Origin of the sequence: Nocardia sp. NPDC056952 (genome assembly GCF_042674185.1) — a bacterium.
In the GTDB taxonomy this organism is placed as follows: domain Bacteria; phylum Actinomycetota; class Actinomycetes; order Mycobacteriales; family Mycobacteriaceae; genus Nocardia.
Genome location: NZ_JBHURA010000007.1, coordinates 1 through 24724, shown reverse-complemented (window position 1 = coordinate 24724; position 24724 = coordinate 1). Strand labels below are relative to the sequence as shown.

Here is a 24724-nt window from a genome sequence, read left to right as displayed (position 1 = left end):
CTTTGCTCCACACCTGAACATGACCGATTCCACATCACGCGAGAGTTGTGGATAACTCGCCGACCACAGGGAAACGACATGAGCCACGACGACGCCGACCACCGGTTCATGCACAGGGCTATAGAGCTCGCCAGGAACTGTCCGCCCAGCGAGACGGCCTATTCGGTCGGCGCCGTGATCGTCGCCGACGGGGTGGAGATCTCGACCGGCTTCTCCCGCGAAACCGACGAGAAGGTGCATGCCGAGGAGTCCGCGCTCAACAAGCTCGACCCCGACGACCCCCGCCTGACCAGGGCCACGATCTACAGCACCCTCGAGCCGTGCTCCACCCGCGCCACCGCGACCCGGCTGCCGTGCACCGATCGCATCCTGGCCGCCGGCATCCCCACGGTCGTGATCGCCTGGCGCGAGCCGAGCCTGTTCGTCGCCGCCTGCGAGGGTGTGGACAAACTCCGCACCCATGGCGTGCGCGTGGTGGAGCTCACCGACCTGGCCGCGGAAGCCAAGTCGATGAACACCCACCTCGACCTGAGTTAGCTCAGGGCCGCCCGTAGATGGCGGTCACGAATTCGCCGAGCTGATTGTCATCGAGGTGCCGCGCCAGATCGGCCTCGCTGATCATCCCGACCAGGCGCTTGTTCTCGATCACCGGCATCCGCTTCACCCGGTGCGATTCCATCTGGTCGAGCACGTCTTCCACATCGGCGTCCGCGCTGACCCACCGCGGCGTCGACTCGCAGAGTTCCGCCGCTGTCGTCAGATCAGGTGACAGTCCGAGCGCGACGCACTTCACCACGATGTCGCGGTCGGTGATGATGCCGCACATGCGCTCGTCGTCATCGGCGACGACGATCGATCCGACTCCGAGATCGGCCATCGCCGTCGCCGCGGTCGTCACGGTGTCACCACGGGTGATCCACTGCGCACCGGGCTTCATGATGTCCCTGGCTGTCGTCATAGGGGGCTACCTCCTCGTCAGCAACGCTGGATGGGATGAAAGCAGCCTCATTCTGCGCCCGCGCGGACACGGCGGACGTGTTCGCCATCCAATCGAGACCTCATCGCGGAATCGGCGACGCTCCCACGTGCAGCACCACATTGCCGTTGATCGTCACTGCCGAACCGGCCGCCGGATTCTGCCCGACGACCTTGCCCGAGGCATTGCCGTCGAGCGTGATCACCGTGGTCTGGCTGAGCTGACCGGTCCACCCGAGCCCGCGCAACGTTTCCTGCGCCTGCACCGGCGTGAGCCCGGTGAGATCGGGGACGGTGATCCGGTCACCGGCGGAGACATGGACCGTGATGGTCGAGCCCTTCTCCGCGTTGCTGCCGCCTGCCGGGTTCGTGGCGAGCACCTGGCCCTTCGGCAGCGAGGATTTCATTTCCTGGATCTCGACCTTGAAACCGGCGGAATCCACCAGATTCGGCTGAGCGACGGAGATGTCCTGGCCGACCACGGAGGGCACTCGGACCTCTTCCGGCCCGCCGCCGATGGTGATGATGATCGGCTGATCGATGTCGACCCGCACACCAGCACTCGGTTCCTGCGCGATCACCTTGTCGGTGTCTGCCGTACTCGACGGCTTGCGGGCCACATTCGGATCGAGTTGCAGCCCGAGCGAATTCAGCTGCCGTTCGGCGTCGGCCTGACTCATGCCGATCAGTCGCGGCAACTGCACCTGCGTCGGCCCGGTCGAGATCTGCAGCGTCACGGTGCTGCCCTCGTCGATGCGCGAACCGCCGAGCGGCTGGGTCGCGATCACATTGCCCGGCGCGACCTTGCCGTCCGGCTTCTCCTGCACGGCCACATAGAAACCGGCCTGCTGCAGTGCGGTCTGCGCCTGCTGGGCGGGCTTGCCCGACAGATCGGGGACGGCGACCTGATCGGCCCGGCTACCAGGACCGACCAGCACCCAGAACAGCCCGAACGCCACAGCCAGCGCGGCCGCGACACCGAGCGCGATCAGCCCGGTGCGGTTACGTTCCTCGCCGTCGGGCCCGACCACGGGGTGTTCGGAGGTGTCGTCGCGGCGGTCGCGGAAACTCCGCGGCCCCGGCTCGTCGTCGTAATCGGTGCGGTCTTCCTCGTTCATCACCATGGGCGCGCTGGGCTTCTGCCCGCCGAGCACCCGGATCAGGTCGGCCCGCATCTCCGCTGCCGTCTGGTAGCGGTTGGCCGGGTTCTTGGCCATCGCCTTGAGGATCACCGAATCGAGCTCACGCGGCACACCGGGATTGACCGACGACGGTAGCGGCGGATCTTCCTTCACATGCTGGTAGGCGACCGCGACCGGCGAGTCACCGGTGAACGGCGGCTGCCCGGTGAGGATCTCGAAGAGCACGCAGCCCACCGAGTACACGTCCGAGCGCGCGTCGACGGTCTCGCCGCGCGCCTGTTCGGGCGAGAGGTACTGGGCGGTGCCGATCACCGCGGCGGTCTGGGTCATCGGGTTGGCGCTGTCGGCGATCGCGCGCGCGATGCCGAAGTCCATCACCTTCACCGCACCGGCGCGGTTGATCATGATGTTGGCCGGCTTCATATCGCGGTGCACGATCCCGGCTTTATGGCTGAAGTCGAGCGCGGCGCACACGTCGGCCACGACTTCCATCGCCTTGCGCGGCGCGAGCGGTCCCTTGCCGCGCACGATGTCGCGCAGGGTGTCGCCCTCGACGTATTCCATGACGATGTAGGGCAGCGGCCCGCCGTCGACGGTGGCTTCGCCGGTGTCGTACACGGCCACGATGGCCGGGTGGTTCAGCGCGGCCGCGTTCTGGGCTTCGCGCTTGAACCGCAGGTAGAACGTAGGATCGCGGGCCAGATCCGCTCGCAGCACCTTGATCGCCACGTCACGGGACAGCCGCACGTCACGGGCGCGGTGCACCTCCGACATGCCGCCGAACCCGATGATCTCGCCCAGCTCGTACCGCGAGGAGAGATTCTTCGGGGTCGTCATGGTTGTCCTATGGTCGGGCCTACCGCCGTGTCGCCATCGGGGAACGGCAGGTCGAAGGTGGGCAGCCGGGGACGACCGACGGTGGTGGTGCCCGCGGCCGGCGCCGTGGTGGTCGGCTCCGGTTTGGTCGGCTTCGGCGTGGTGGTCGGCTTGGTCTTGGTCGTGGTGGTGGTCGGCGGCACCGTCGTGGTCGTCGGCGGCTCGGTGGTCGTCGTCGGCGGCTCGGTGGTGGTCGGCGGCACCGTCGTGGTCGGCGGTTCCTCGGTGGTCACCGGCGGCGGCGGGACCGGCCGGGTGGTGGTCACCGGCGGCGGCAGCGGTTTGGTGGTCTGCACGGTGGTGGTCGTGGTCCCCGAATCCCGGTTCGGTTCACCGCCGAACAGCAGCCACAGCACACCGCCGCCGAGCAGCAGCGCGCCGACACCGAGCGCGATCAGCCACTTCTGGTTGTTCTTGGCGTTGCTCGCGGGGACCGGCGCGGGTGCGGAAGCCTGGGTGGCCGGACCGCTGTAACCGCCGGTGGGCGGACCGACTGGGCCGCCGGGCTGATGGCCGAAGCGCATGGTCGCGCCGTCGTAGTCCGCCGCGGCCGCGGCTGCCGCGGCGGCGGGGAGCACCACGGTCGGGCCGGGCGGAAGTACCCGGGTGGCCCCGGTCATCGACGGACCGGTGGCGCCACCGGGGATCGGCGGCATGTGCCCGGCACGCACCGCGGCCACGGCATCAGCGAACTCGCCGCCGCTGCTGTAGCGCTGCAGCGGGTCCTTGGCCATGGTGATGGCGATCAGTTCGTGCACGTTCGCGGGCAGGTCGTCGGGCATCGGCGGCGGTGCGTCGCGCACGTGCTTCATCGCGACGGTGATCGCGCCCTCACCGGTGAACGGGCGGACTCCGGCCAGTGCTTCGTAGCCGACGATGCCGAGGGAGTAGACATCCGACGCCGCGGTGGCGTCCTCGCCGACGGCCTGTTCGGGCGCGATGTACTGGGCGGTGCCCATCACCATGCCGGTCTTGGTCACCGGCGAGGCGTCGACCGCCTTGGCGATGCCGAAGTCGGTGATCTTCACCTGCCCGGTCGGCGTCACCAGGATGTTGCCCGGCTTCACGTCACGGTGCACCACCCCGGCCGCGTGGGCGACCTCGAGCGCGCGCCCGGTCTGCTCGAGCATGTCGAGACCCTGGACGACCGAGAGCCTGCCCATCCGGTTGAGCACCGCGTTGAGCGGTTCGCCCTGCACGAGCTCCATCACCAGGTAGGCGGTCTCGCCGCCCGACGGGTCGGTGGTCTCGCCGTAGTCGTAGATGCCCGCGATTCCGGGCGCGTTGAGCTGCGCGGTGGTGCGCGCCTCGACGCGGAACCGCGCCCGGAAGGTCGGGTCGGCGGAGAACTCGGTCTTGAGGACCTTGACCGCCACCCGGCGATCGAGCCGGGTGTCCATCGCTTCCCACACCTGACCCATACCGCCCGTGGCGATGAGCCGCTGCAGGCGGTAGCGGTCGGCGATCATGGCGCCGTTGTTCAGCATCGGGGCCCCCGTGTTGTCACTCGCACACTCATTTCGTTCAGCCCCCTGCCAGGCCCGCGTCCAGTACCGACCTGGCGATCGGCGCGGCTACCGAACCTCCGGTGGCCGCCAGCGCCCGATCGCCGCCGTTCTCGACGATCACCGCGATGGCGATCTTCGGGTTCTGCGCGGGCGCGAAGGCCATATACCAGGCGTGTGGCGGGGTGTTACGGGGATTACTGCCGTGTTCGGCGGTTCCGGTCTTGGACGCGATCTGGTACGGCGACCGTCCACCGCCCGCGGTATTGGCTTCCGAAGCGACCATCAGATCCGTCAGGGTCGACGCTACCTGGGGGCTCACCGCCTGCCCGACGCTGACCGGCTTGGTCTTGCTGAGCTCCGACAGATCGGGCGCCTGTGTCTGATCAACCAGATACGGCTGCATCCTGGTGCCGCCGTTGGCGATGGTCGCGGCGATCACCGCGACGTTGAGCGGCGTCACCGACACATCGCGCTGGCCGATGCTCGACTGGCCGAGCGCGGCGTTGTCCGGGATCGGGCCGACGGTCGATTCGGCGACCGGGATCGGCACACCGGGCGGATCCTCGACACCGATGCCGAACGCGGCGGCCTCGTCCTTGAGCTTGGCCGCGCCGACCTTCACGCCGAGTTCGACGAACGCGGTGTTGCACGACCGCCGGAACGCCTCGTACAGGCTGGCCGTCGTCTGGTCGCCGCAGGTGCTGCCGTTGTAGTTCTCCAGCGTGGTGCTGGTTCCGGGCAGGGTGATGTTGGGCGCTGCGGTGAACTGGTCGTTCGGACCGGCGACGCCGTTGGACAGTGCGGCCGCGGTGACGACGGTCTTGAACGTCGACCCCGGCGGATAGGTCTGCGAGACGGCGCGATTGAGCATCGGCTGACTCGGATCGGTGCTCAGTCGTTCCCAGGCGGCGCGACCCGCCGCGCCGTCGTGGCCCGACAGCTCGTTGGGGTCGTAGCTGGGCGTGGAGACCATGGTCAAGATCTTGCCGGTGCTCGGCTCGATCGCCACCACGGCGCCGGTGTAGCCCTTCGACGTCATCTGTTCGTAGGCGACCTGCTGCATCATCGGATTCAGCGTGGTGAGCACGTTCGCGCCGCGCGGATCGCGCCCGGAGAACATGTCGATGAGCCGGCGGCCGAACAGGCTCGAGTCGTTGCCCGAGAGCAGCGGATCCTCGGCCAATTCGAGCCCGGTCTTGCCGTACTGCATCGAGTAGAAGCCGGTGACCGGCGCGTACGCCGAGGGGTCGGAGGGGTATTCGCGCAGGTACTTGTACCGGTCGTCGGTCGCGACGGAGCCGGCGAGCACGGTGCCGCCCGCGGAGATCTGACCGCGCTGGCGCGAGTACTCGTCGAGCAGCACCCGCGAGTTGCGCGGATCGCTGCGCAGGTCGTCGGCCTTGACCACCTGCAGGTAGGTCGCGTTCACGAGCAACGCCACCACCATCACCATCACGGCGACGGCGACGCGACGCAGAGGTGTGTTCATTCGCTCACCCTGCTTTCCGGCCTGCGGACCAGTTCGGTGGCCGCGTCCGCGATCGGGGCGGGCGCGCGCTTACGGGCCGGTGCCGGTGCGCGGGCCGCATCGGAGATCTTGATCAACAGCCCGAGCAGCGCGTAGTTCGCCAGCAGCGATGAACCGCCGTAGGAGATGAACGGCGTGGTCAGACCGGTGAGTGGAATCAGTTTGGTGACGCCGCCGACGACCACGAAGATCTGGATCGCGATGGTGAACGACAGGCCCGCCGCGAGCAGCTTGCCGAAGCTGTCACGCACGGCCAGCGCGGTGCGCAACCCGCGAACGATGAAGATCAGGAACAGCATCAGCACCGCGGTGAGCCCGATCAGGCCGAGTTCCTCGCCGATGGTGGTGACGATGAAGTCGGTCTTGGCGAAGGGCACCTGCTGGGGCCGTCCGCTGCCGAGGCCGGTGCCGGCGAGTCCGCCGGTGGCGAAGCCGAACATCGACTGCGAGATCTGGTACCCGGTGTTGTGGTAGTCGTCGAACGGGTGCAGCCAGGTGTCCACGCGCACGCGGACGTGCCCGAACAGTTCGTAGGCGAACACGAATCCGAGCGCGAGCAGGCCGCCACCGATGATCAGCCAGCCCACCCGTTCGGTGGCGATGTAGATCATCACCAGCACCGTGCCGAAGATGAGCAGCGAAGTGCCGAGGTCTTTTTCGAGCACGAGCACGCCGATGCAGACGATCCACACGATCAGGATCGGGCCCATATCGCGCGGTCGCGGCCATTCCATGCCGAGGAAGTGCTTGCCCGCCGCGGTGAACAGGTCACGTTTGGCCACCAGTACGCCCGCGAAGAAGATGATCAGCAGGATCTTCGCGAATTCGCCCGGTTGCATGCTGAATCCGGGCAGCCGGATCCAGATCTTGGCGCCGTTCACTTCGGAGAACCGGCTCGGCAACAGTGCCGGAATCGCCAGCGCGACCAGGCCTACCAGGCCTAGTGTGTAGGTGTAGCGCGCCAGCGTGCGGTAGTCCCGCAAGACGATGAGCAGGCTGATGAACACCACGATGCCGAGGCCGGTCCACATGATCTGCTGGTTGGCGTCGGGGGAGGGGACCGATGTCGCGTCGTATGCCGCCTTCTGCGCTTCGGCGAGATCGAGCCGGTGGATCAGCACCAGCCCCAATCCGTTGAGCAGCGCCACAATCGGTAGTAGGAGCGGGTCCGCGAACGGCGCGAACCGGCGCACCGCGAGATGCGCGATCCCGAACAGCGCGAGGAACGCCACCCCGTACTTGGCGATGTCGGTGGTGATCGACTGTTCCTGGCTCGCCTCGACGATGAACAACGACACCGTGGTGATGCCCGCCGCGCCCGCCAGCAGCAGCAACTCCTGGTTGCGTCGCGTCGACGGCGGCGGCGCCGGCGCGAATCCACCAGGGGGACTGGGGAACGCCCCAGCCGACGGCGGTGGCGGTGCGGACATCAGTCCGTCACCCGGCAGTTCTCCCCTGAGATCTGCGGGGTTGTCGGGGGGACGGTGGTGGTGGTCGGGGCAGGCGCGGTCGTGGTCGGTGTCGCGGGCTGGTCGGGGCCGGGAGTCGGTGCGCCGCCGGGGATCACCGGGGTCTGCTCGGGCGGAAGCACGCCGGGCTGCGGTACCGATTCCTTCTTCGGGCACGGCGGCAGGAGCTCGTTCTGCGCCAGCACCTTCATGCTGCCGCGCGCCTTGTCCAGCGAATCCGGCGGCAGGCCCTTCTGCACCTGGTCGCGTCCGGTCTGCTTCAGGTCACTGACCAGCAGCGGCTTGCACCCACTCGGCGCGGACTTGCCGACCTCGACCAGAGTGAGCTCGCTCTTGCTGTTCACACAGCCCGTCAGCTCCACATCGTGGATCGAGTAGCCGAGGATCGAACCGGGCAGGCCGCGCATCACGACCACCTTGTCGTTGTCGGCGCCCACGTAGTAGTTGCTGCGAATCATCTTGTAGCCCACCACGAGTCCGACGGCGACCGCGGCGATCAACGCCAGCGACAGCAGCAGCCAGCGCAGCTTGTGCGACTTCGTCTCCGGCGGCGGAGGTGCGGCGGCGGCCCGGCGCGGTTGCGCCCGCGGCGGACGCATCGCGGCGGCACGCCCAGCCGCGGTGTTCGGCGGCGGGGAGTCTTCCTCCTCCTCGGTGGAGGCGGCGCCCGCGAGAATCGGGTGGCTCTGGCCGTAGTCGAGGTCGATCACATCGGCGACGACAACGGTCACGTTGTCCGGCCCACCACTGCGCAGTGCCAGTTCGATGAGCCGGTCGGCGCACTCGTCGGTGTTGCCCTCGCGCATGGTGTTGCCGATGGTCTCGTCACTCACCACGTCCGAAAGTCCGTCGGAGCACAGCAGATAACGATCACCGGCGCGGGCTTCGCGCATGATCAGCGTCGGCTCGATCTCGTTGCCGGTGAGGGCACGCATGATCAGCGAACGCTGTGGATGGGTGTGCGCCTGTTCGGCGGTGATCCGGCCCTCGTCGACCAGCGACTGCACGAAGGTGTCGTCGCGGGTGATCTGGGCGAGTTCGCCGTCGCGCAGCATGTAGGCACGCGAGTCGCCGATGTGGACAAGGCCGAGTTTGCGGCCCGCGAACAGGATGGCGGTGAGCGTGGTGCCCATGCCGTCGAGTTCGGGTTCGGCCTCGACGTGGTCGGCGATGGCGGCGTTGCCGGAATGCGTGGCGTGGTCGAGCTTGCCGAGGATGTCGTCGCCCGGCTCGTCGTCGTCGAGATGCGCCAGCGCGGCGATCATCAACTGGGAGGCCACTTCTCCGGCGGCGTGCCCACCCATGCCGTCGGCCAGCGCTAGCAGGCGTGCGCCCGCGTAGACCGAATCTTCGTTGTTGCCCCGGACGAGTCCGCGGTCGCTTCGCGCGGTGTAGCGCAGAACAAGTGTCACGATCGCAGCTCGATCACTGTTTTGCCGACTCGCACAGGAGTGCCGAGCGGAACACGGACGGCGGTGGTGACTTTCGCGCGGTCGAGATATGTGCCGTTGGTGGAACCGAGGTCTTCCACGTACCAGTCGTCACCACGCTGAGACAGTCGCGCGTGCCTGGTCGAGGCGTAGTCGTCGGTGAGTACCAGCGTGGAATCGTCGGCGCGTCCGATGAGAACCGGTTGCGTGCCGAGGGTGATTCGAGTGCCGGCGAGTGAACCATGAGTCACCACTAGATACTTGGCGCCCTTCTGGCTTCGGCTGAAGGAGGGCAGACCGATGGATCCGCGATTTCCGCGGGTTGCCCTCGGCTGTATCCGTATGCCGGATGCCGCGTAGATATCGCTGCGCAAGGTCCGCAGAACGGCCCAGACGAACAACCAGAGCAGCAGCAGGAACCCCGCGCGGGTCAATTGCAGGATCAATCCCTGCACGGCGTTCCACCTCCTGTTCGCCCGGGTACGTCGGTACGGCAGGTGCGGGGCGAACCACCCCCACCAGCGTGCTGGCTTGCGGGCCCCGAGGTCGGGACCGTGCGTGTAATGGCAGCATCATAGAGCCGACAGCGTCGACTCGTGACGTGCACCGCGCAGCTTACGGGATCAGACGATCCGGATCAGGATCTCGGAATGTCCGGCCCGGATCACGTCGCCATCGGCGAGCTGCCAATCCTGCACGGGGGAACCGTTGACGAGGGTTCCGTTGGTGGAACCCAGGTCGGAGAGCATGGCCGTCTGGCCGTCCCAGCGCACCTCGATATGGCGACGCGACACCCCCGTGTCGGGTAGCCGGAAATGGGCGTCCTGGCCGCGGCCGATGATGTTGGAACCCTCGCGCAGCGCGTAGGTGCGGCCGCTGCCGTCGTCGAGCTGGAGGGTGGCCGAGTAGCTCGACTGGGCGGCGCCGTAGCCCGCGCCCTGCGGCTGGCCGTAGCCCTGCTGGCCGTAACCGGCGGCGGGCTGGGCGTAGCCGCCCTGCTCCTCCTGGCCGTAGGCGGGCTCGGCGTAACCGGGCTGCGCGCCGTATCCCTGCTGGCCGTAGCCCTGCTGCTGGGGTTCGGCGTAGCCCTGCTGGCCGTAGCCGCCCTGCTGGTCGTAGCCCGGGTCGGCGTAGCCCTGCTGGCCGTACCCACCCTGCTGGCCGTAGCCCTGCTGCTGGGGTTCGGCGTAGCCCTGCTGGCCGTAGCCGCCCTGCTGGTCGTAACCGGGCTCGGCGTAACCGGCCTGGCCGCCCTGCGCGCCGTAGCCGCCCTGCTGGCTGTAGGCCTGCTGGCCGTAGCCGCCCTGCTGGTCGTAACCGGGCTCGCCGTACGCGGGCGCGGCGCCGTAGCCACCCTGCTGGCCGTAGCCCTGCTGTGCGGGCGCGGCGGGGTCGTAGCCGTTCTGGTATTCGCCACCCTGCTGGCCGTACGCGTCGCCGTATCCGGGCTGCGCCTCGGGCGCGCCGTAGCCGCCACCGCGGCCGTAATCGTCGGCCGGGTAGGAAGCCCCTGGTGCGCCGGCGGGCGGCGGTGCGTACCCGCGGTTGCGTGGATCGGACTCCGCGGGCTCTCGGCTTGGCTCGTAGCCTGAGTTATGCGTCATGGGGCCAGCTCCTGGTTGCGGGTGTGCGGGTCGTTGTGGCGGTCCGGGGCGAGGTGGGGCCGTCCCGCGACCGGCGTCGGGGTCGACGCGGCCGCTCGCTCTGAACATTCCGGTGTGCAGCGTAGGTGATGCCTCGAACGCCACGTGTACTTCGCCGTAGGTCTGCCAGCCCTGCTCGCGGATGTAATCCTGCAGATGTTTGGCGAACGCTTTGGTTGTCAGGTCGTGATCGGCGTCGAGCTTGCCGTGATCGGTTTCGTTGATCGTGATCACGTAACTGTTCGGCGCGAGACGGTGCCCGCCCTCCAGATCCTGGATCTGATCTGCGGCTTCCTGCTGCAGGGCGGCCTCCACCTCCTGGGGAACCACACTGCCGCCGAACACCCTCGCGAACACGTCACCGACAGCGCCCTGCAAGCGACGTTCGAATCTCGACACGATGCCCATCACAGCCCTCCCTTCGGTGCGCGTGTCCGCCCTCCTCGACACGCTGGTTACGGCGTGTCCGGACCCGACCACGTTCCTTGCATGATATCCACGATCCTCTACCTGGGTAACTCCCGGCGGCGTGACCCAGTTCCCGCGCCCTTTCAATCGGCATCGCCGCAGGTCAGGGAATCGATTTTATTTTCCCCCGCGGGGCATGTTAGATTTTTCCAGTCGCTCGGGCGAGTGGCGGAATGGCAGACGCGCTGGCTTCAGGTGCCAGTGTCCGTAAGGACGTGGGGGTTCAAGTCCCCCTTCGCCCACAAGACTAAAGGCTCGATCCTTCCGGATCGGGCCTTCGGTCGTTTCCGGGGTCAGTGACGGGCGATGCGAAGCAGGGCCGCGCGCAGATCCGGCCGGGGCGACTGTGCGTCCAGCTCGAGCAGGGCGGTTTCGGCTATCGCCGCTACCAACAGGACGGCGACGGGCGCGGCGTCGGACCAGCCCATCGCCGTGAGGTCCGTGGCGAGCAAGCCTGCGGCGGCGGAATTGCGGGCGCTCACCTCGGTGGCCAGGCCGGCATCTGTTCTGGCCTGTACTAATAGGCCCTTCGTCGCGGGGGCGGCCAGACAGCCGTCGAGGTAGGCGGCGATCCCGGCCGCGAGCCGTCCTTCGCCGGGCGCAAGGGCGGCGGTCGCCGCGCTGACCTGATCGTCGAGATCGTCGTGGAAGGCACGGTGCAGGGCGAGTATGTAGGACTCGCGGCTCGGCCAGTGCTGGTAGAAGCTGCCCTTGGCCATCTTGGCCTCGGCCGCGATCGCGTTGACCGAGAGCTTGCTCAGATTCTCGGTGGCCAGTAGCTGCCTGCCCGCGTTCAGGAGGGCGCGGCGCCCGGGTTCGGCGGATCTCATTGCCGCATTCCAGCACGGGCGGTGAGGAACTCGCGCACGGCGTCGAGGAACAACCCGGGCGCCTGTGCGAACGGTTCGTGCCGCGTGGGCAGGACGGCGACCGGCGCGCCGGGCAGGGCGCGGGCGAGGCCGCGCCGGTTCACCAGCCAGGGATTGGTCGGGTCGTCGCGGCCCCAGACGACCTGGACGGGCAGCCCGGGCAGCAGTGGCGCCGCGGCGGGCAGGTCGACGCGCGGGTCGTCCAGGCTCCGCCAGAGACTGCGATACACGGCGAGCCGGGTCGGATCGCCGGATACCTCGCGTGCCCGCTCGAAGAGAGGGCGAACACCCTCGTTGCGCGGCGAGCCCAGGTAGAGCCGCGCGTGCGGGACGACGAACCGCCGGGCCACCGACGGGCGGGCGATCAGCCCGAACATGGCTCTGGTCAACGTATTCAGCGGTGCGAACCCGGCCGACTGCACCAGGATCAGCCCGCGCACCAGGTCCGGTGCGCGCTCGGCCAACCGCACTGCGGCGTACCCGCCGACACTGTTGCCGATCACGGTGAGTGAACCGAATCCGATCTGCGCCAACGATGTCGACACTCGCACGGCGATGTCGCCGAGCGCGTCGACGGTGACGGCGTCCGGGTCGGTGACCGTGGACGCGCCGTAGCCCGGCCAGTCGACAGCGGCGACGGCCCATGTCTTGCCCAGCGCCGGCACGATCTGATCGAAATCGCGATGGTCACCCGGATTCGCGTGCAGCAGAAGCAGTCCCGGTGCGTCCTCGGGCGAGCATCCGCTCAGGTGGACCGCGATCTCGCCGTACCGCGTGGTGACGGTGAACGGTGTCATGGACCGACGGTAGCTATGACCGACCGGTCGGTCAAGGCTTGGGTCAGGCTTTGCGGGCGATCAGCAGGTGGTGGGGGATCGGCGGATTCGGCAAGGTGCGCTGGTCCACCGTCAGTCCCGCGGAGCTCAGTGCCGCCACCACATCGGCAACCGGGCGCAAGGTGAATCCCTAAGGGGTGAAGGGCATTTTGGCCATCGCGTCCGGATCTCCGATGCCGATCACCGCGGTACCGCCTTGACGCAGGACTCGGGCGAGTTCGGTGCAGGCGGCCGGGAGATCGTCGAGGAAGTAGATGGTGTTGACGGTGATCGCCGCGTGCAGGCTCGCGTCGGGCAGTGGGAGCGCGGTGAGCGTGCCGTCGGCGAGGAGGAGGCGGCCCTCCGCGACCTCCACCGCGAAACGGCCACGGGCGCGGGCGAGCATGTCGGGGGAGGGCTCGATGCCGTGCACCGTGCCCTCGGCACCGACGCGAGCGAGCAGCAACTCCAGTCCCACCCCGCCACCGAAGCCGATATCGGCGACCGTCGCTCCGGTGGGCGGCGCCGCGGCATCGACCGCCGCCGCGATGGCACGCTTGTTCCCGCGATCGAGGACGAACGCCACGCCCTTGCCGAGCACACCGTGCGGATTGCCGAGCTGCCCGGCGATTGTCGTGAGCAGGCGATCTTTGACCCCGGTCATTTCGTCATCGTAGGCGGCATTTTCGCGCCGCCGTCGGCCGTCGGCCGAGGGGCAGCCTGCTCGGCGGGGCCTACGCCTCTCTCGGCAACGGGGATCGGCTGGTGGCCGTCGATGACCCTGCGGCGTGTCGGGGCCGATCCGACAACCCCCCTCGACGGATTCGATTCTGCCGTTATCGGCCCCTCGACCCGCGCCGTTCACACCTCGACTCCGCTGCCGGGCGCGGTCGCCGAGGGCCCGCCAGGGAGGGCCGCGCTGATCACCCGGCGCAGCGCCCTCGGCAGGAACCGTCACCGAGGTCGTCCGAATCGGCTGCGCCCGTCTCGCGCGCTGAACCCGACCTCGCGTCTGTTTCGGCAGCCCGATGACCACCGTGGCCTGCCGGTATCGCTGCTGCCCCTGCCGAGACACACATGCCCGCTCGCACCGTCGGATACTCCCGATTCTCGCAGGTGAGGCGAAGGTCACACTGCCCGTGCAACCTTGTATTCCGGATGTTCTTCTGCCGATTTCTGTCCGTTCGGCGGACCGTTCGCAACCAGTCGTTCGTCCAGTTAGAGGCGATGAATTCGGTGTTTCACCGTGATTGCTGGGCGCGTATCTCGTTTGCAACGTAGTTAACAAACCTGAGGTTTCTTTTAACGTTTCAAGTAGGCGGCAACCGTAATTCCGTTGCCGAAACCCCAGGTGACAGCTATGTCTTGGCCTCAGTGTGATCCGAAGCAACCTTGCCCGGAATTCGCGAGCGGGCTCCGCGGAGGGTGCGTGATTCGTTATCGAAGGTTTGCTCGGGGTGAATTCTCGGTGCCGCCGACTGCTCGGTGAGGGTCGCGCCAGGAGTTTGCTGAAGGTGTGAAAATCGGTGCGTCCACAGGGCTTTGCAGGTTCACAATTCTTACCCCGGACCTGCGCGTTGGGGGTTGCGTGGGCATAACGATTGTGTACAGTTGACGGTAACGCTGGCCGCAGTTCGAGCCCGACTCGCTGCGGCCAGCGGAACTCAAATGGGGGAGTTCGTCACCGTCTCTTAACCTTCCGTAGCTGCCGATTGTCCGGTGCTGTCCCGGCGCGGTGTGCTCGGAGTTGTCGGCCTCACAAATGCACGCACAGTTGCGAACTCACGCCCGGTCAACGGCCTTCGCCGGCGCCATCAGCCACCGATCGGCCGGATCCGCCGCCGCGACCGGCACCGCCGCCGCGGCATCCTGTTCCTCGGCCACCCGCCTGCCGATCCCGAAGACGTAGTAGAGGAACAGCGCCTCGGCCGCGAACCCCAGCGCGATCCGGACGGGCGCCGGCAGCGGACTCGGCGTCACGAATCCCTCGAGCAGGCCGCATACCAGCAGCACGCCCACCAGCCCGAGGGCCACGGTCGCGGTCGCACGCCCCTGCCTGGCCATCGCGGCCGCCCTGCTGCGCCGGCCCGGGTCGACCAGCGTCCACCCGAGCTTCAACCCCACCCCGCCCGCGACGAACAGCGCGGTGAGCTCCAGCGTGCCGTGCGGCAGGATGAAGCCGAAGAACGAATCCAGCCGCCCCGCCTCGGCCATCAATCCACCGGTTATCCCCAGATTCAGCGCATTCATGAACAGTGCGTACACAGCCGGGAGGATCAGGACGCCGGTGAACAACGCGATCGCCGAGACCAGCGAATTGTGTGTCCACACCTTCGCGGCGAAGGCCTCGTTGGGGTGCGCGGAGTAGTACGACTCGAACGAACCCCCAGGTCCGGTGACATCCGACAGGTCGCCCTCGGGTATCCCCAGCGCGTCGCGGGCCGCCGCCGAACGATCCACAAGCACGCCGATCACGCCCGCGACGCCGAGGAAGATCGCAGTTGTCCCCAACCACCACGGCCAGGCTCTGTACACAGCCGCGGGAAAGTGCCGGGTGAAGAACCGGCCGACTTCGCGCCACGGCTGCGACCGCGCCGCCAGCACCCGCCCACGGGCCCGCGCCAGCAGCGCGCTCAGCCGGCCGACGAGCTCCGGATCCGGGTGGTGCCCCTGCAATCTCGCCAGCTGCTGCGAGGTGGACCGGTACAACCGGACCAGCTCGTCGGCCTCCGCGCCGGACAGCTTGCGCTGGCGGACCAGCTGATCGAGCCGATACCACGACCGTTGACGTGCCCAGCTGTAGGCATCGGTGTCCATATCGGGAATGCTAGCCACATGGCTGAATTCACCACCGGCGAAGCGGTGGCGCTCGACCTCCCCATCGCGCGCATCCCCAGCCGTGCGGGCGCTTTTCTGCTCGACCTGATGCTCCAGCTGGCCCTCGCCGCGACGCTGGAGTACGTCTTGATGCTCGTGCTGTTGGCCACCGATGCCGACTCGGCCTGGTTCTCGGTGACGGCGGTCATCACGCTGGTGGCCGTGCTGATCGCCTATCCGGTGGTCAGCGAAACCGTCTCGCGCGGCCGGTCGCTGGGCAAGCTGGCCTTCGGCTTGCGTGTGGTGCGCGCCGACGCCGGGCCGATCGACTTCCGGCACGCGCTCACCCGCGGCCTCGCGGGCGCGATTGTGGATTTCTGGATGCTCGGTGCGTTCGGCGCGGTCGCGGTCGTCACGTCGCTGTGTTCGCGCGAGGGCAGACGGGTGGGTGACGTGCTCGCCGGGACGGTAGTTGTGCACACCCGCCAGACCATGCCGGTGCCGTCGCTGGCGGTCGCCCCGCCCTGGTTGACCGGCTGGTCGGCGCAGCTGGATCCGAGCGGGATCTCCGATGAACTGGCTGCGGCGGCACGGCGGTATCTGACCAGGCTGCCCACGCTGACGCCGCCCACACAGCACTATCTGGGCACGCAGCTCGTCGAGGCCATGTGCGCCGCACTGCGCTGCCCGGTGCCCGTCGGCTACCCGCCCTTTCACGTGCTCGGCGCGATTCTCGCTCGGCGACAGCAGCTTTCACGGGTCTAGCTCAACAGCCTGTGGATGAATCGCCTGTGCACGAATCAGGTTGTGCGGGAACCCACCTGTGCACAACCCCGCCTGTGGATGAATCTGTTGGCGAGTCGGTGGATGAACTGTGAGTACCGGTGGAAACTGCGGTTATCCACAACCATGTGCGGTTGTGCACAATTCGCGATGTCCACCGATCACAGCGAGCCGGACTGCTTGAGCTCGAGGTATTCGTCGGCCAGCGCCTCGGGCAGTCGATCGGGTGCGGCGGCCACCACGGCCACCCCGCGCCGCCGCAGCGATTCCTGTACGAGCGCGCGTTCGGCCAGCACAGTTTCGGCGGCGGCCGCCGTGTAGACCTGCGAACTGTCACTCGCCGCCGCGGCGATGTCGGGATCGATCACGGAGACGATCAGCACCCGATGACGCCGCGTGAGCGTCGGCAGCGCGGGCAACAGGTGCTCGGTGACGGTCGGCCCGTCGAGACTGGTGAACCACACGATCAATGCCCGCCGCCGAACCCGCGAGATCACGGTGCGTACCAGCCCGTCGGTGTCGGTGTCCACCAGCTGTGGAGTAACCCCGGCGAGGGTGTGCATAAGTTTCAAAGGCAGCTGATTGCCGCCTACGCCACTCACTTCCGCGCGGACTCGGCGGTCGTAGGCCAGCAGGTCGACCGTGTCGCCCGCGGCGGCGGCCAGACCACCGAGCAGCAGCGCCGCTTCGATCGCACTGTCGAGCCGCGTTCCCTCACCGACCCGGCCCGCACTGGCCCGCCCGGTGTCCAGGACCATCAGCATGTGCCGGTTGCGTTCCGGCCGCCACGTCCGCACCAGCACGTCGTTCGCGCGCGCGGTGGCCCGCCAGTCGATGCTGCGCACGTCGTCGCCCGCCACGTACTCGCGGAACGAATCGAACTCGGTGCCCTGCCCGCGCGTATTGGCGACATTGCGCCCCTCGAGATGATGCAGCCGCTTCACCTTCGAACGCAGCAGCCGCTCACTGCGAAACGCGGGCAGCGCGCGCACCCTGGCAGGCACCTCGACCCGGCTCTGCCGTCCGGCCAGCCCCAGCGGTCCGAGCAGCCGCACCGTCACCGGGCCCGCGACCCGATCACCGCGATAGGTGGGAGTCAGGCTGGTGCGCAAGCGGATTCGGGTGTGCGGGGCCAGATCCAGACGGTGTTCGCGGATGTCGGCACGCGCGCTGTCGGGCCAGGCGTCCCACAGCATCCCGCGCACCGTGGCCGTGCCGGTATTGGTGACAGCCAGCTCCACCTCGGTGCCGCGACCGAGCCGCACCACCGTCAGCGGATCACGGGTCAGCGACAGCGCATCCGCGCGCGCGGTGAGCGCGATATCGGTCAGCAGCAGCGCCACCAGCACCGCGCAGGCGCCGAGCACGCCGGCCCACGTGGGCACCACGAACATCACCACCGCCGCCGCAGCCGTGGCGAGCAGTGCGAACCGGCCTGTGACCACCACGTCGCTAGACCGGAACCGGCACCGAGACCAGCAACGACGAGAGCACGCCCTCGGTGCTCACCCCGTCCAGCTCGGCCTCCGGCCGCAACTGCAAGCGATGCCGAAGTACCGCCATCGCCACGGTTTTCACGTCGTCGGGCGTCACATACGCGCGGCCGTTGAGCCAGGCGAAGGCGCGGGCGGCGGCCAGCAGCGCGGTCGCGCCACGGGTGGACGCGCCGTGCGCGACGGCGGGGGAGGACCGGGTGGCACGGCACAGATCGACGATGTAGGCCAGCACCTCCGGACTCACCGTCACCTGGCCCACCGCGGCGCGCGCGGCCGCGATGTGTTCGGGTCCGGCGACCGGGCGCAGTCCGGCGGCGCCGAGGTCGCGCGGATCGAAGCCGCTCGCGTGGCGTTGCAGGATGCGGAACTCGTCGTCGCGGTCGGGCAGCCGGATGTCGACCTTGAACAGGAACCGGTCGAGTTGCGCCTCGGGCAGCGGATAGGTGCCCTCCTGCTCGATCGGGTTCTGGGTGGCGACCACCACGAACGGATCGGGCAGTGGACGCGGCTGACCGTCCACCGAAACCTGGCGCTCCTCCATCGATTCCAGCAGCGAGGACTGGGTTTTCGGTGGGGTGCGGTTGATCTCGTCGGCCAGCAGCAGGTTGGTGAAGACCGGACCCTTGCGGAAGGTGAACTCGGCCGAATGCGGGTCGTAGATCTGGGATCCGGTGACATCGCCCGGCATCAGGTCCGGGGTGAACTGCACGCGTGCGTGCTCGAGCGCCAGCGAGGTGGCCAGCGCGCGCACCAGCAGCGTCTTCGCCACGCCGGGAACACCTTCGAGCAGCACGTGACCGCGGCACAGCAGGGCGAGCACGAGGTACAGCACGGCCTGGTCGTTGCCGACCACCGCCTTGCCGATCTCGGTGCGCAGTGCGGCCAGTGCCGCCGCGGCCTCCTGCGCGCTCGGCGTCTCGAGCAGCACAGCGTCCTTGGAAATATTTGTCATCCGAGCTCCGTCTCGATCCATTCGAGGTGTGCGGCAATGTAATGGAGGGTTGTCTCGTCCGGCACATCGCCGAACAGGACAGTGCCGATCTGCTGACCGGGTACGCCGAGACGGCTGGACACGGCTCCGACGAGTTGATCGCCGGTGAGTTCGCCGCCCAGCCGCGGCGTGATCCGGCGCAGTGTCGCCGCGCGCAGGACCTGGGCCACATGGGCCACGTCGCCGGAGCGGCGATACAGGCCCGCCTGACCCGCCAGCAGCTCGTTCGCGGGGACCTCGACCGGGCGCGGCTCGCCGACCAGCGCGCCACGCCTGCGCGCCCGCCACCAGATCAGCGCCACGAAGGCGAGCAGGAACTGCAGGCCGCCGAACGCCAGCCAGCCGGGCAGGCGGGTGAAGATCGAGTCCTTGCCACTGCCGAAATCGAGGTCGTTGTCATCAGGGGGTGGCTCGGGCGGGTCTGGTGGGTTGGGCAGATCGGGAGGGTGGGGTGCGTTGGGGGCGCCGCACGACTGCATGGTGGCGTAGACCAGCAGGGCGATGGCGAGTCCCGCCGCGAGCACCGCCCAGAAGCGGGGGCTGCGCAGGATCGGGGGTAGGGGCGGAAGCTTCCTGCGCTGCTTGGGCTCTCGCTCGACGACCTCGACCTCGAGCGGATCGAGAACGGGGGGTGGTGCGGACTGGGAGTACCGGTCGGCGTATTCGAGGCGACGGTACTCGTCCTCGGTGGCGCTACGTCCGCCGTAGACGACCTCGTCGAAACTCCGTGCCGCCGGATGTAATTCGGTGGACTGCTCCAGCGGCAGTGCCGTGGTCGCGTCGTCGGCGGTCTCCTGCGCGGTGCGCGAGCGGCGCACCGGCAGGCTGCCGTCCTGTTCGAGGCCGCGCAGGACGGCGCGGAAGCGTTCGCGCAGTGCCCGGTCGTAATCGCGGCGGCCCGCGGCGTTCTCGGCGGCGGCGCGATGTTCGGCGGCGGCGCCGAGACGGGGCTGCGGTGGGACGCCGTCAGGAAATTCGGTCACCGGCGATCACCGGGAATTCGAATGTCCATGCCTTCGCGCACACACCGCCGGCTGATGTAGCACAGCACTCGGCTGGTGGCCTCGACGATCTCGCTCACGGTCACCACCAGCACAAACCCGCCGACGAGCAGGGTGATGAAAGCCCAGCGATGAGTGCCGGAGAAGTCGGAGAGGAAGAACGGGATACCGAACGCGGGCACCGCGAGGACCGCGAAGATGCACCGCTGGGTGAGCCACAGACCCGCGGTCGACCAGTCCGCACCCTGCACGAGCTCCTTCGAACGGGCAACGCCCACACCGAAACCCGCGTGCTCGGCCACGATCGCCGGCTCGGTGACGAACCGCCGCGCCCGTACATACGAAAGCCAGATCAGCGCGAGCGGATAGGTGATCACCAGAATGCTGCCGAGCAGCAGCACTCCGATCCCGGTGAGCGTGAACATGATCTGCGCGAGCACCAGCGGCGTCGCCTGCCTGCCCGCGGCCCGCAACCCGTCGAGCACGCCGTAGCGCACCCCGTGGAAGTCGGCGAGTGCGATCGCGATGGTCGCGCCGCGCAGGACCAGGCGAACCAGCCACACGCAGGCCGCGGTCGCCAGGATCGCCGCCCACGCGGTGCCCGCGTCGGAGCCGTCGGTGAGGTGGGAAACCAGCCCCGTCACCCCGAGCGTGACGAGCACACCGAGCACGAGCGCACTGCCGCCGAGCACCGCGAAGGTCCGGATATGGGCCTGGATCAGGGCGAACGGCTCATCGAGCAATTCGCGGAAACGCAGGGGGCGGATCGGCACCGTGGGCGGTATTGGCGGCCCCGGCGCAGGCGCCCGTGCCGGATCGACTCCCGCCCCGACGGCGCCAACCGTTTCGACGGCGGGACGCACGGGCCCGAGTGTAGTCAATCCCAGCCGAACCGCCCGGGGACTCGACCCGCCCTCGCCGCGCAGGCCGGGCCGGGTGATCCCCGAGGTGTCCCTACCGAACGTCCGCAGCTCCACGCCCGGCGGAGGCGCCCTCGTCGGCCCGCTCGGACAGCCTCGGCAGCGCAACCTGCGTGGGCTTCAAACGCCCACGCAGCGTGACCGTCTCACCGAGAATCCACTGCGCGGATTCCGAGTCGGCCGCAGCGGCAAGCGTGGTCGCCGACGTGAGCAAACGTTCGTCGTGCTGCTTGGACAGCTCGCACAGCCGAGCGGCCTCGTTGACCGCATCGCCGATCACCGTGAATTCGTACCGGTTGTGCGTACCGACGTTGCCCGCGACCACCCGTCCCGCCGCGACACCGATACCCGCGTCGAGATCGGAAGCAGCACGCAGTCGACGCTGGATCGCACGCCCGCACGACAGCGCCGCACCCGCCAGGTCGTCGAGCGGAGCCGGCGTGCCGAACACCGCCAGCGCCGCGTCGCCCTCGAACTTGTTGAGCAGCCCGCCGTGCCGTTCCACCTCGTCGACGACGATGTCGAAGAACCGGTTGAGAATGCCGACGATCTCGGGTGCGGGCAGGGTGGCGGCCATCGTGGTGGAGCCGATGATGTCGATGAACAGGGCCGCTGCCTCGGTTTCGGTGCCGCCGAGCACCGGCCGGGAGGCGATCGCCGCCATCGCGACATCGTGGCCGACATGCTTGCCGAACAGGTCCTCGATCATCGCCCGCTCGCGCAGCCCGTGCACCATCGTGTTGAAGCCGCTCTGCAGTTCGCCCAGCTCGGTGCCGTCGTAGAGGGCGATCTCGGCGTCGAGGTCGCCGTTCTCCACGCGGCGCAGCGCCTGCCGCACCCCCTTGATCGGGGCCACCGTCGCCGCGACGACCTGGGCCATCAGGATCAACCCGAATACCAGCGCGGAGCCGCCGAGGCTGAGCATGCACACCGCCAGCCTGGCTTTGCTCACCGCGGGGTCGGCCAGCGCCCACACCGCTACCGTCATCGTGAGCGCCACCGGTACGCCGACCCCGACGAACCACGACAGCATGGTCCGGCCGAACACGCCGATGCCACGGCGGCGGTGCGGGTCGGCGGCCAGCACGCGCGCGGTCACCGGGCGCAGCGCGAATTCGATGATCAGGTAGCTGTTGGCGCACACGACGATCGCGGCGGCGCCGGTCGAGAGGATGACCTTGGGGATCAGCGCCGGCTCGAGCACGCCGTAGACGATGGTGAGCACCGTCAACGTCAGCGTCCAGAGGATGGCCTGCTGCAGCACCATCCAGCGCGGCGCCGACACGGTGACCTGCTGTTCGGCCGGCGTCGGCACGTGCTCGGGATCGGTGGCCCAGCCCATCGAGCGCACTCCGGCCACGGTGCCCCACACCGTGCCGCCCGCCAGCGCGAGCGCGGCGCACAGTGGTGTGAACACGCTGTTGACCAGCAGGAGTTGCCGAGTGAACACGGTGGGCCCGGGCAGCACGAAGCCCGCGAGCACCACCACCATGGCGATGCCGATCAGATTGGCGATGAGTAGCGGCACGGTGAGCAGCAACTGCACCCGAACTCGACGGATCTTCGATGCCTCGTCGACTGGCCCGAGCAGCGGCGAGCCCCATGGCGCTGATCTTGCCGCGCCCGCCGGTCCATCGCGGTTGATCACTTCTGAACTGTAAACCGGTGAACCCGGTGTCGGCCACAGAGTTGCGCAGGTCACTGCATCGGTCGGGTGGCTATACCAACTGGTCGCACCCAGTTTTGTGACCGTCCACCGGTCTGTCTACGGTGCTGTTGCCCACGGCACCGTTCGGTGTACAGATGTGCACTCAACCGTGGAGCAGGTTGTCGACGACGGCGCGGTAGCGCGCGGGTTCGATCTGCGGCAGACCGAGCAGCGCGCGCAGGTAGACCCCGTCGCCCACCAGCCGGATGGTGTCGGCGCGGACGGGGTCGTCCACCTCGGTCTCCAGGTTGTCCGACCAGGCCGCCATCACCGCGTCGAGCGCGCGCTGGACCTCGTCGGGCTCGCTGCCCGCCGAGGCGTCGATCGTGCGCATGGTCGCCAGTAGTGAGCGGTACAGGGCGAGTTCGACGGCGTCGTCCTGTGCGGTGGGGTCGGGCGTCTGCAGGTACCACTCGGCGATCGAGCTCCCGCTCGCTCTGGCGTCGTCGAGTTGGGTGCGCGCACGCTCGCCGAGTCGCTGGACCAGGCCGACGAGCAGGGCGTCTTTGCTCTTGAAGTGGTAGAGGAGCCCGCCCTTCGATACGCCCGCCGCGGCGGCGACGTTGTCGAGGGTCATCTGCGCCGCGCCGCGTTCGAGCAGCAGGGTCTCCAGGGCGTCGAGGATGCGATCGCGGGTGTCAGAGCTCACGGCAATCACTGTACCGTCTGGACGGTTTTCTTGTTACTGTACCGTCTGGACGGTTTACCAACCTGAAAGACGAGAGACCCATGAACACCCCCACAGCACTCACCCCGGCGCGCGCCACCCCGCGCGAGTGGGCGGGCCTCGGCGTACTCGCCCTCGCCCTGCTGCTGCTCGCGGTGGACGCGACCGTGCTGGACCTGGCCGTGCCCGCGATCAGCGCCGACCTCGCCCCGAGCACGCCACAGCTGCTCTGGATCATCGACGTGTACTCGTTCGTGCTCGCCGGTCTGCTGGTGGTGATGGGCAATCTCGGCGACCGGATCGGCAGGCGCAAGCTCCTGCTGATCGGTGCGGTCGGCTTCGGCGTCGCCTCGGCGCAGGCCGCGTGGGCGGTGTCGCCGGAGATGCTGATCGCGGCGCGCGTCCTGCAGGGCGTCGCGGGCGCCACGCTGATGCCCGCCACGCTGGGCCTGATCCGATCGATGTTCCAGGACCCGCGTCAGCGCACCGTGGCGATCGGCGTGTGGAGTGCGATGGCCGGTGGTGGCGCCGCGGCCGGTCCACTGGTCGGCGGCTGGCTGCTCGAGCACTTCTGGTGGGGCTCGGTGTTCCTGGTGAACCTGCCCGTGATGCTGGTGCTGCTCGCCCTCGCCCCGCTGCTCATTCCCGAATCACGTGACCCGAACCCGGGCCGGTTCGACGCGCTGAGCGCGCTGCTGTCGATGCTGGCGCTGGTGCCGGTGGTCTACGCGGTGAAGGAAACCGCCGCGCACGGTCCGGCGGTGGGCGCGCTGCTGGTCGGCCTGGTCGGTGTGGTCTCGGCCGTGCTGTTCGTGCGCAGGCAGCGTCGCCTGACCGATCCGATGCTCGACCTGCGGCTGTTCGAACTGCCGAGGTTCCGGGTGGCGGTGTTCACCAACCTGCTCGCGGTGTTCGCGCTGGCGGGCGTGCTGTTCTTCGGCTCGCAGTATCTGCAGCTGGTGCTCGGCCGTACGCCCTTGGAGGCGGGTCTGCTGATGCTGCCGGGGCTCGCGGCGAGCGTGTTCGGTTCGCTGGCGGCGGCCTGGCTCGTGCGGCGCTGGCGCGCGGCGCTGGTGCTGGCCGGTGCGCTGGTCGTCACCGCGATCGGCGCGGCGGCCTTCCTCGCGGTCGACGCGGTGAGCGGCGCGGAGGCGTTCGTGCTCGGTTTCGTCGGCATCGGTCTCGGTGCCGGTGTGGCCATGACCGTGGCCGCCGACCTGGTCGTCGGATCGGCGCCGGAAGAACGCGCCGGTGCGGCCGCGGCGATCTCGGAGACCGCCTACGAAACGGGTCTTGCCCTGGGTGTCGCCCTGCTCGGGAGCACCGTGATGGCGATCTTCCGGCGTGGTCTGGACGTGTCCTTGCTGCCCGACGACGCGGTGGCGGCCGCGTCGGGTTCGCTCAGCGGCGCCGTCGAGGTGGCCGGTGAGCTGCCCGCCGCGGTGGCGGAGGAGTTCCTGTCGTCGGCGAATCAGGCGTTCGTCAGCGGCATCCATCTGACGGTGCTCGGCATCGTCGCGGTGCTGTTGTTCGCGGCCTACAGCGCGGTACGGACGAAGACCACGCGCGGCTGAGCCGGAGGTGGGGGGCCCACGGGGGGGGGGCCCCCCCCCCGCAA

General features: G+C 68.7%; 21 protein-coding genes and 1 tRNA gene. 4 read left to right on the top strand and 18 right to left on the bottom strand.

Annotated features, from left to right (window positions below):
* Positions 1–78 precede the first annotated feature (78 nt).
* Entirely contained in the window at positions 79–537 is a 459-nt protein-coding gene (locus ACFTS5_RS23410; RefSeq protein WP_378634574.1) for a deaminase, read from the top strand.
* Between the two features lies 1 nt (position 538).
* On the opposite strand, the gene ACFTS5_RS23405 is transcribed toward ACFTS5_RS23410, so the two are convergent.
* The 8 genes from ACFTS5_RS23405 to ACFTS5_RS23370 all read right to left on the bottom strand — a co-directional run bounded on the left by ACFTS5_RS23405 (position 539) and on the right by ACFTS5_RS23370 (position 10979).
* Positions 539–958: a CBS domain-containing protein gene (locus ACFTS5_RS23405; protein WP_378634571.1), complete on the bottom strand. Its 420-nt coding sequence runs from the start codon at positions 956–958 to the stop codon at positions 539–541.
* A gap of 100 nt (positions 959–1058) precedes the next feature.
* Complete coding sequence (gene pknB / locus ACFTS5_RS23400) at positions 1059–2954, bottom strand: Stk1 family PASTA domain-containing Ser/Thr kinase (protein WP_378634568.1); 1896 nt, start codon at positions 2952–2954, stop codon at positions 1059–1061.
* A complete protein-coding gene (locus ACFTS5_RS23395; RefSeq protein WP_378634566.1) occupies positions 2951–4480 on the bottom strand; it encodes a protein kinase in 1530 nt (509 codons plus the stop codon). Before ACFTS5_RS23395 ends, pknB begins: the two co-directional genes overlap by 4 nt.
* 37 nt (positions 4481–4517) lie before the next feature.
* A complete protein-coding gene (locus ACFTS5_RS23390; RefSeq protein WP_378634563.1) occupies positions 4518–5990 on the bottom strand; it encodes a peptidoglycan D,D-transpeptidase FtsI family protein in 1473 nt (490 codons plus the stop codon).
* Entirely contained in the window at positions 5987–7459 is a 1473-nt protein-coding gene (locus ACFTS5_RS23385) for an FtsW/RodA/SpoVE family cell cycle protein (RefSeq protein ID WP_378634561.1), read from the bottom strand. The genes ACFTS5_RS23390 and ACFTS5_RS23385 overlap by 4 nt, the downstream gene beginning before the upstream one ends.
* Positions 7459–8910, bottom strand: a complete 1452-nt coding sequence (locus tag ACFTS5_RS23380) for a PP2C family protein-serine/threonine phosphatase (RefSeq protein ID WP_378634558.1) — start codon at positions 8908–8910, stop codon at positions 7459–7461. The genes ACFTS5_RS23385 and ACFTS5_RS23380 overlap by 1 nt, the downstream gene beginning before the upstream one ends.
* The gene (locus ACFTS5_RS23375) at positions 8907–9383 is read right to left on the bottom strand and encodes an FHA domain-containing protein (RefSeq protein WP_062992366.1); all 477 of its coding nucleotides are present in this window, start codon (positions 9381–9383) and stop codon (positions 8907–8909) included. Before ACFTS5_RS23375 ends, ACFTS5_RS23380 begins: the two co-directional genes overlap by 4 nt.
* Positions 9384–9551: 168 nt before the next feature.
* Entirely contained in the window at positions 9552–10979 is a 1428-nt protein-coding gene (locus tag ACFTS5_RS23370) for a DUF3662 and FHA domain-containing protein (RefSeq protein WP_378634555.1), read from the bottom strand.
* A gap of 219 nt (positions 10980–11198) precedes the next feature.
* Here ACFTS5_RS23370 and ACFTS5_RS23365 point away from each other — a divergent pair.
* Positions 11199–11281, top strand: a tRNA-Leu gene (locus tag ACFTS5_RS23365).
* A gap of 51 nt (positions 11282–11332) precedes the next feature.
* Here ACFTS5_RS23365 and ACFTS5_RS23360 read toward each other — a convergent pair.
* The 4 genes from ACFTS5_RS23360 to ACFTS5_RS23345 all read right to left on the bottom strand — a co-directional run bounded on the left by ACFTS5_RS23360 (position 11333) and on the right by ACFTS5_RS23345 (position 15540).
* Positions 11333–11869, bottom strand: coding sequence for a TetR/AcrR family transcriptional regulator (locus tag ACFTS5_RS23360; RefSeq protein WP_378634553.1), 537 nt, complete (start codon positions 11867–11869; stop codon positions 11333–11335).
* On the bottom strand, positions 11866–12705 hold the full coding sequence (locus ACFTS5_RS23355; RefSeq protein ID WP_378634550.1) for an alpha/beta fold hydrolase: 840 nt from the start codon (positions 12703–12705) through the stop codon (positions 11866–11868). The genes ACFTS5_RS23360 and ACFTS5_RS23355 overlap by 4 nt, the downstream gene beginning before the upstream one ends.
* A gap of 169 nt (positions 12706–12874) precedes the next feature.
* Positions 12875–13387 (bottom strand): class I SAM-dependent methyltransferase, encoded by a 513-nt coding sequence (locus ACFTS5_RS23350; RefSeq protein ID WP_378634548.1) that lies wholly within the window; start codon positions 13385–13387, stop codon positions 12875–12877.
* A 1118-nt stretch (positions 13388–14505) separates the two neighbouring features.
* Positions 14506–15540 (bottom strand): stage II sporulation protein M, encoded by a 1035-nt coding sequence (locus tag ACFTS5_RS23345; RefSeq protein ID WP_378634545.1) that lies wholly within the window; start codon positions 15538–15540, stop codon positions 14506–14508.
* 18 nt (positions 15541–15558) lie between these two features.
* Between ACFTS5_RS23345 and ACFTS5_RS23340 the strand changes: the two genes are divergently transcribed.
* The gene (locus ACFTS5_RS23340) at positions 15559–16305 is read left to right on the top strand and encodes an RDD family protein (RefSeq protein ID WP_378634542.1); all 747 of its coding nucleotides are present in this window, start codon (positions 15559–15561) and stop codon (positions 16303–16305) included.
* Positions 16306–16484: 179 nt separating this feature from the next.
* On the opposite strand, the gene ACFTS5_RS23335 is transcribed toward ACFTS5_RS23340, so the two are convergent.
* From ACFTS5_RS23335 to ACFTS5_RS23310, 6 genes are all read right to left on the bottom strand, one after another.
* On the bottom strand, positions 16485–17771 hold the full coding sequence (locus tag ACFTS5_RS23335; protein ID WP_378634540.1) for a DUF58 domain-containing protein: 1287 nt from the start codon (positions 17769–17771) through the stop codon (positions 16485–16487).
* A 4-nt stretch (positions 17772–17775) separates the two neighbouring features.
* Positions 17776–18771, bottom strand: coding sequence for an AAA family ATPase (locus ACFTS5_RS23330; protein ID WP_378634537.1), 996 nt, complete (start codon positions 18769–18771; stop codon positions 17776–17778).
* A complete protein-coding gene (locus tag ACFTS5_RS23325) occupies positions 18768–19793 on the bottom strand; it encodes a DUF4129 domain-containing protein (RefSeq protein WP_378634535.1) in 1026 nt (341 codons plus the stop codon). Before ACFTS5_RS23325 ends, ACFTS5_RS23330 begins: the two co-directional genes overlap by 4 nt.
* A complete protein-coding gene (locus ACFTS5_RS23320) occupies positions 19790–20584 on the bottom strand; it encodes a hypothetical protein (RefSeq protein ID WP_378634533.1) in 795 nt (264 codons plus the stop codon). Before ACFTS5_RS23320 ends, ACFTS5_RS23325 begins: the two co-directional genes overlap by 4 nt.
* A 181-nt stretch (positions 20585–20765) precedes the next feature.
* Positions 20766–22379 carry an adenylate/guanylate cyclase domain-containing protein gene (locus ACFTS5_RS23315; RefSeq protein ID WP_378634530.1) on the bottom strand — a complete coding sequence of 538 codons (1614 nt, stop codon included), beginning with the start codon at positions 22377–22379 and terminating at the stop codon, positions 20766–20768.
* A 163-nt stretch (positions 22380–22542) separates the two neighbouring features.
* Positions 22543–23088: a TetR/AcrR family transcriptional regulator gene (locus tag ACFTS5_RS23310; protein ID WP_378634527.1), complete on the bottom strand. Its 546-nt coding sequence runs from the start codon at positions 23086–23088 to the stop codon at positions 22543–22545.
* Between the two features lie 80 nt (positions 23089–23168).
* On the opposite strand from ACFTS5_RS23310, the gene ACFTS5_RS23305 reads away from it, so the two are divergent.
* A complete protein-coding gene (locus tag ACFTS5_RS23305) occupies positions 23169–24680 on the top strand; it encodes an MFS transporter (RefSeq protein ID WP_378634525.1) in 1512 nt (503 codons plus the stop codon).
* The last annotated feature ends 44 nt before the right edge of the window (positions 24681–24724 follow it).

Excerpts from the sequence above, each read along its gene's own strand:
- ACFTS5_RS23345 (WP_378634545.1), bottom strand. The coding sequence starts at position 15,540 with ATGGACACCGATGCCTACAGCTGGGCACGTCAACGGTCGTGGTATCGG.
- ACFTS5_RS23370 (WP_378634555.1), bottom strand. The coding sequence starts at position 10,979 with ATGGGCATCGTGTCGAGATTCGAACGTCGCTTGCAGGGCGCTGTCGGT.
- ACFTS5_RS23330 (WP_378634537.1), bottom strand. The coding sequence starts at position 18,771 with ATGACAAATATTTCCAAGGACGCTGTGCTGCTCGAGACGCCGAGCGCG.
- ACFTS5_RS23405 (WP_378634571.1), bottom strand. The coding sequence starts at position 958 with ATGACGACAGCCAGGGACATCATGAAGCCCGGTGCGCAGTGGATCACC.
- ACFTS5_RS23350 (WP_378634548.1), bottom strand. The coding sequence starts at position 13,387 with ATGACCGGGGTCAAAGATCGCCTGCTCACGACAATCGCCGGGCAGCTC.
- ACFTS5_RS23305 (WP_378634525.1), top strand. The coding sequence starts at position 23,169 with ATGAACACCCCCACAGCACTCACCCCGGCGCGCGCCACCCCGCGCGAG.
- ACFTS5_RS23360 (WP_378634553.1), bottom strand. The coding sequence starts at position 11,869 with ATGAGATCCGCCGAACCCGGGCGCCGCGCCCTCCTGAACGCGGGCAGG.
- ACFTS5_RS23410 (WP_378634574.1), top strand. The coding sequence starts at position 79 with ATGAGCCACGACGACGCCGACCACCGGTTCATGCACAGGGCTATAGAG.
- ACFTS5_RS23385 (WP_378634561.1), bottom strand. The coding sequence starts at position 7,459 with ATGTCCGCACCGCCACCGCCGTCGGCTGGGGCGTTCCCCAGTCCCCCT.
- pknB (WP_378634568.1), bottom strand. The coding sequence starts at position 2,954 with ATGACGACCCCGAAGAATCTCTCCTCGCGGTACGAGCTGGGCGAGATC.
- ACFTS5_RS23390 (WP_378634563.1), bottom strand. The coding sequence starts at position 5,990 with ATGAACACACCTCTGCGTCGCGTCGCCGTCGCCGTGATGGTGATGGTG.
- ACFTS5_RS23340 (WP_378634542.1), top strand. The coding sequence starts at position 15,559 with ATGGCTGAATTCACCACCGGCGAAGCGGTGGCGCTCGACCTCCCCATC.
- ACFTS5_RS23395 (WP_378634566.1), bottom strand. The coding sequence starts at position 4,480 with ATGCTGAACAACGGCGCCATGATCGCCGACCGCTACCGCCTGCAGCGG.
- ACFTS5_RS23355 (WP_378634550.1), bottom strand. The coding sequence starts at position 12,705 with ATGACACCGTTCACCGTCACCACGCGGTACGGCGAGATCGCGGTCCAC.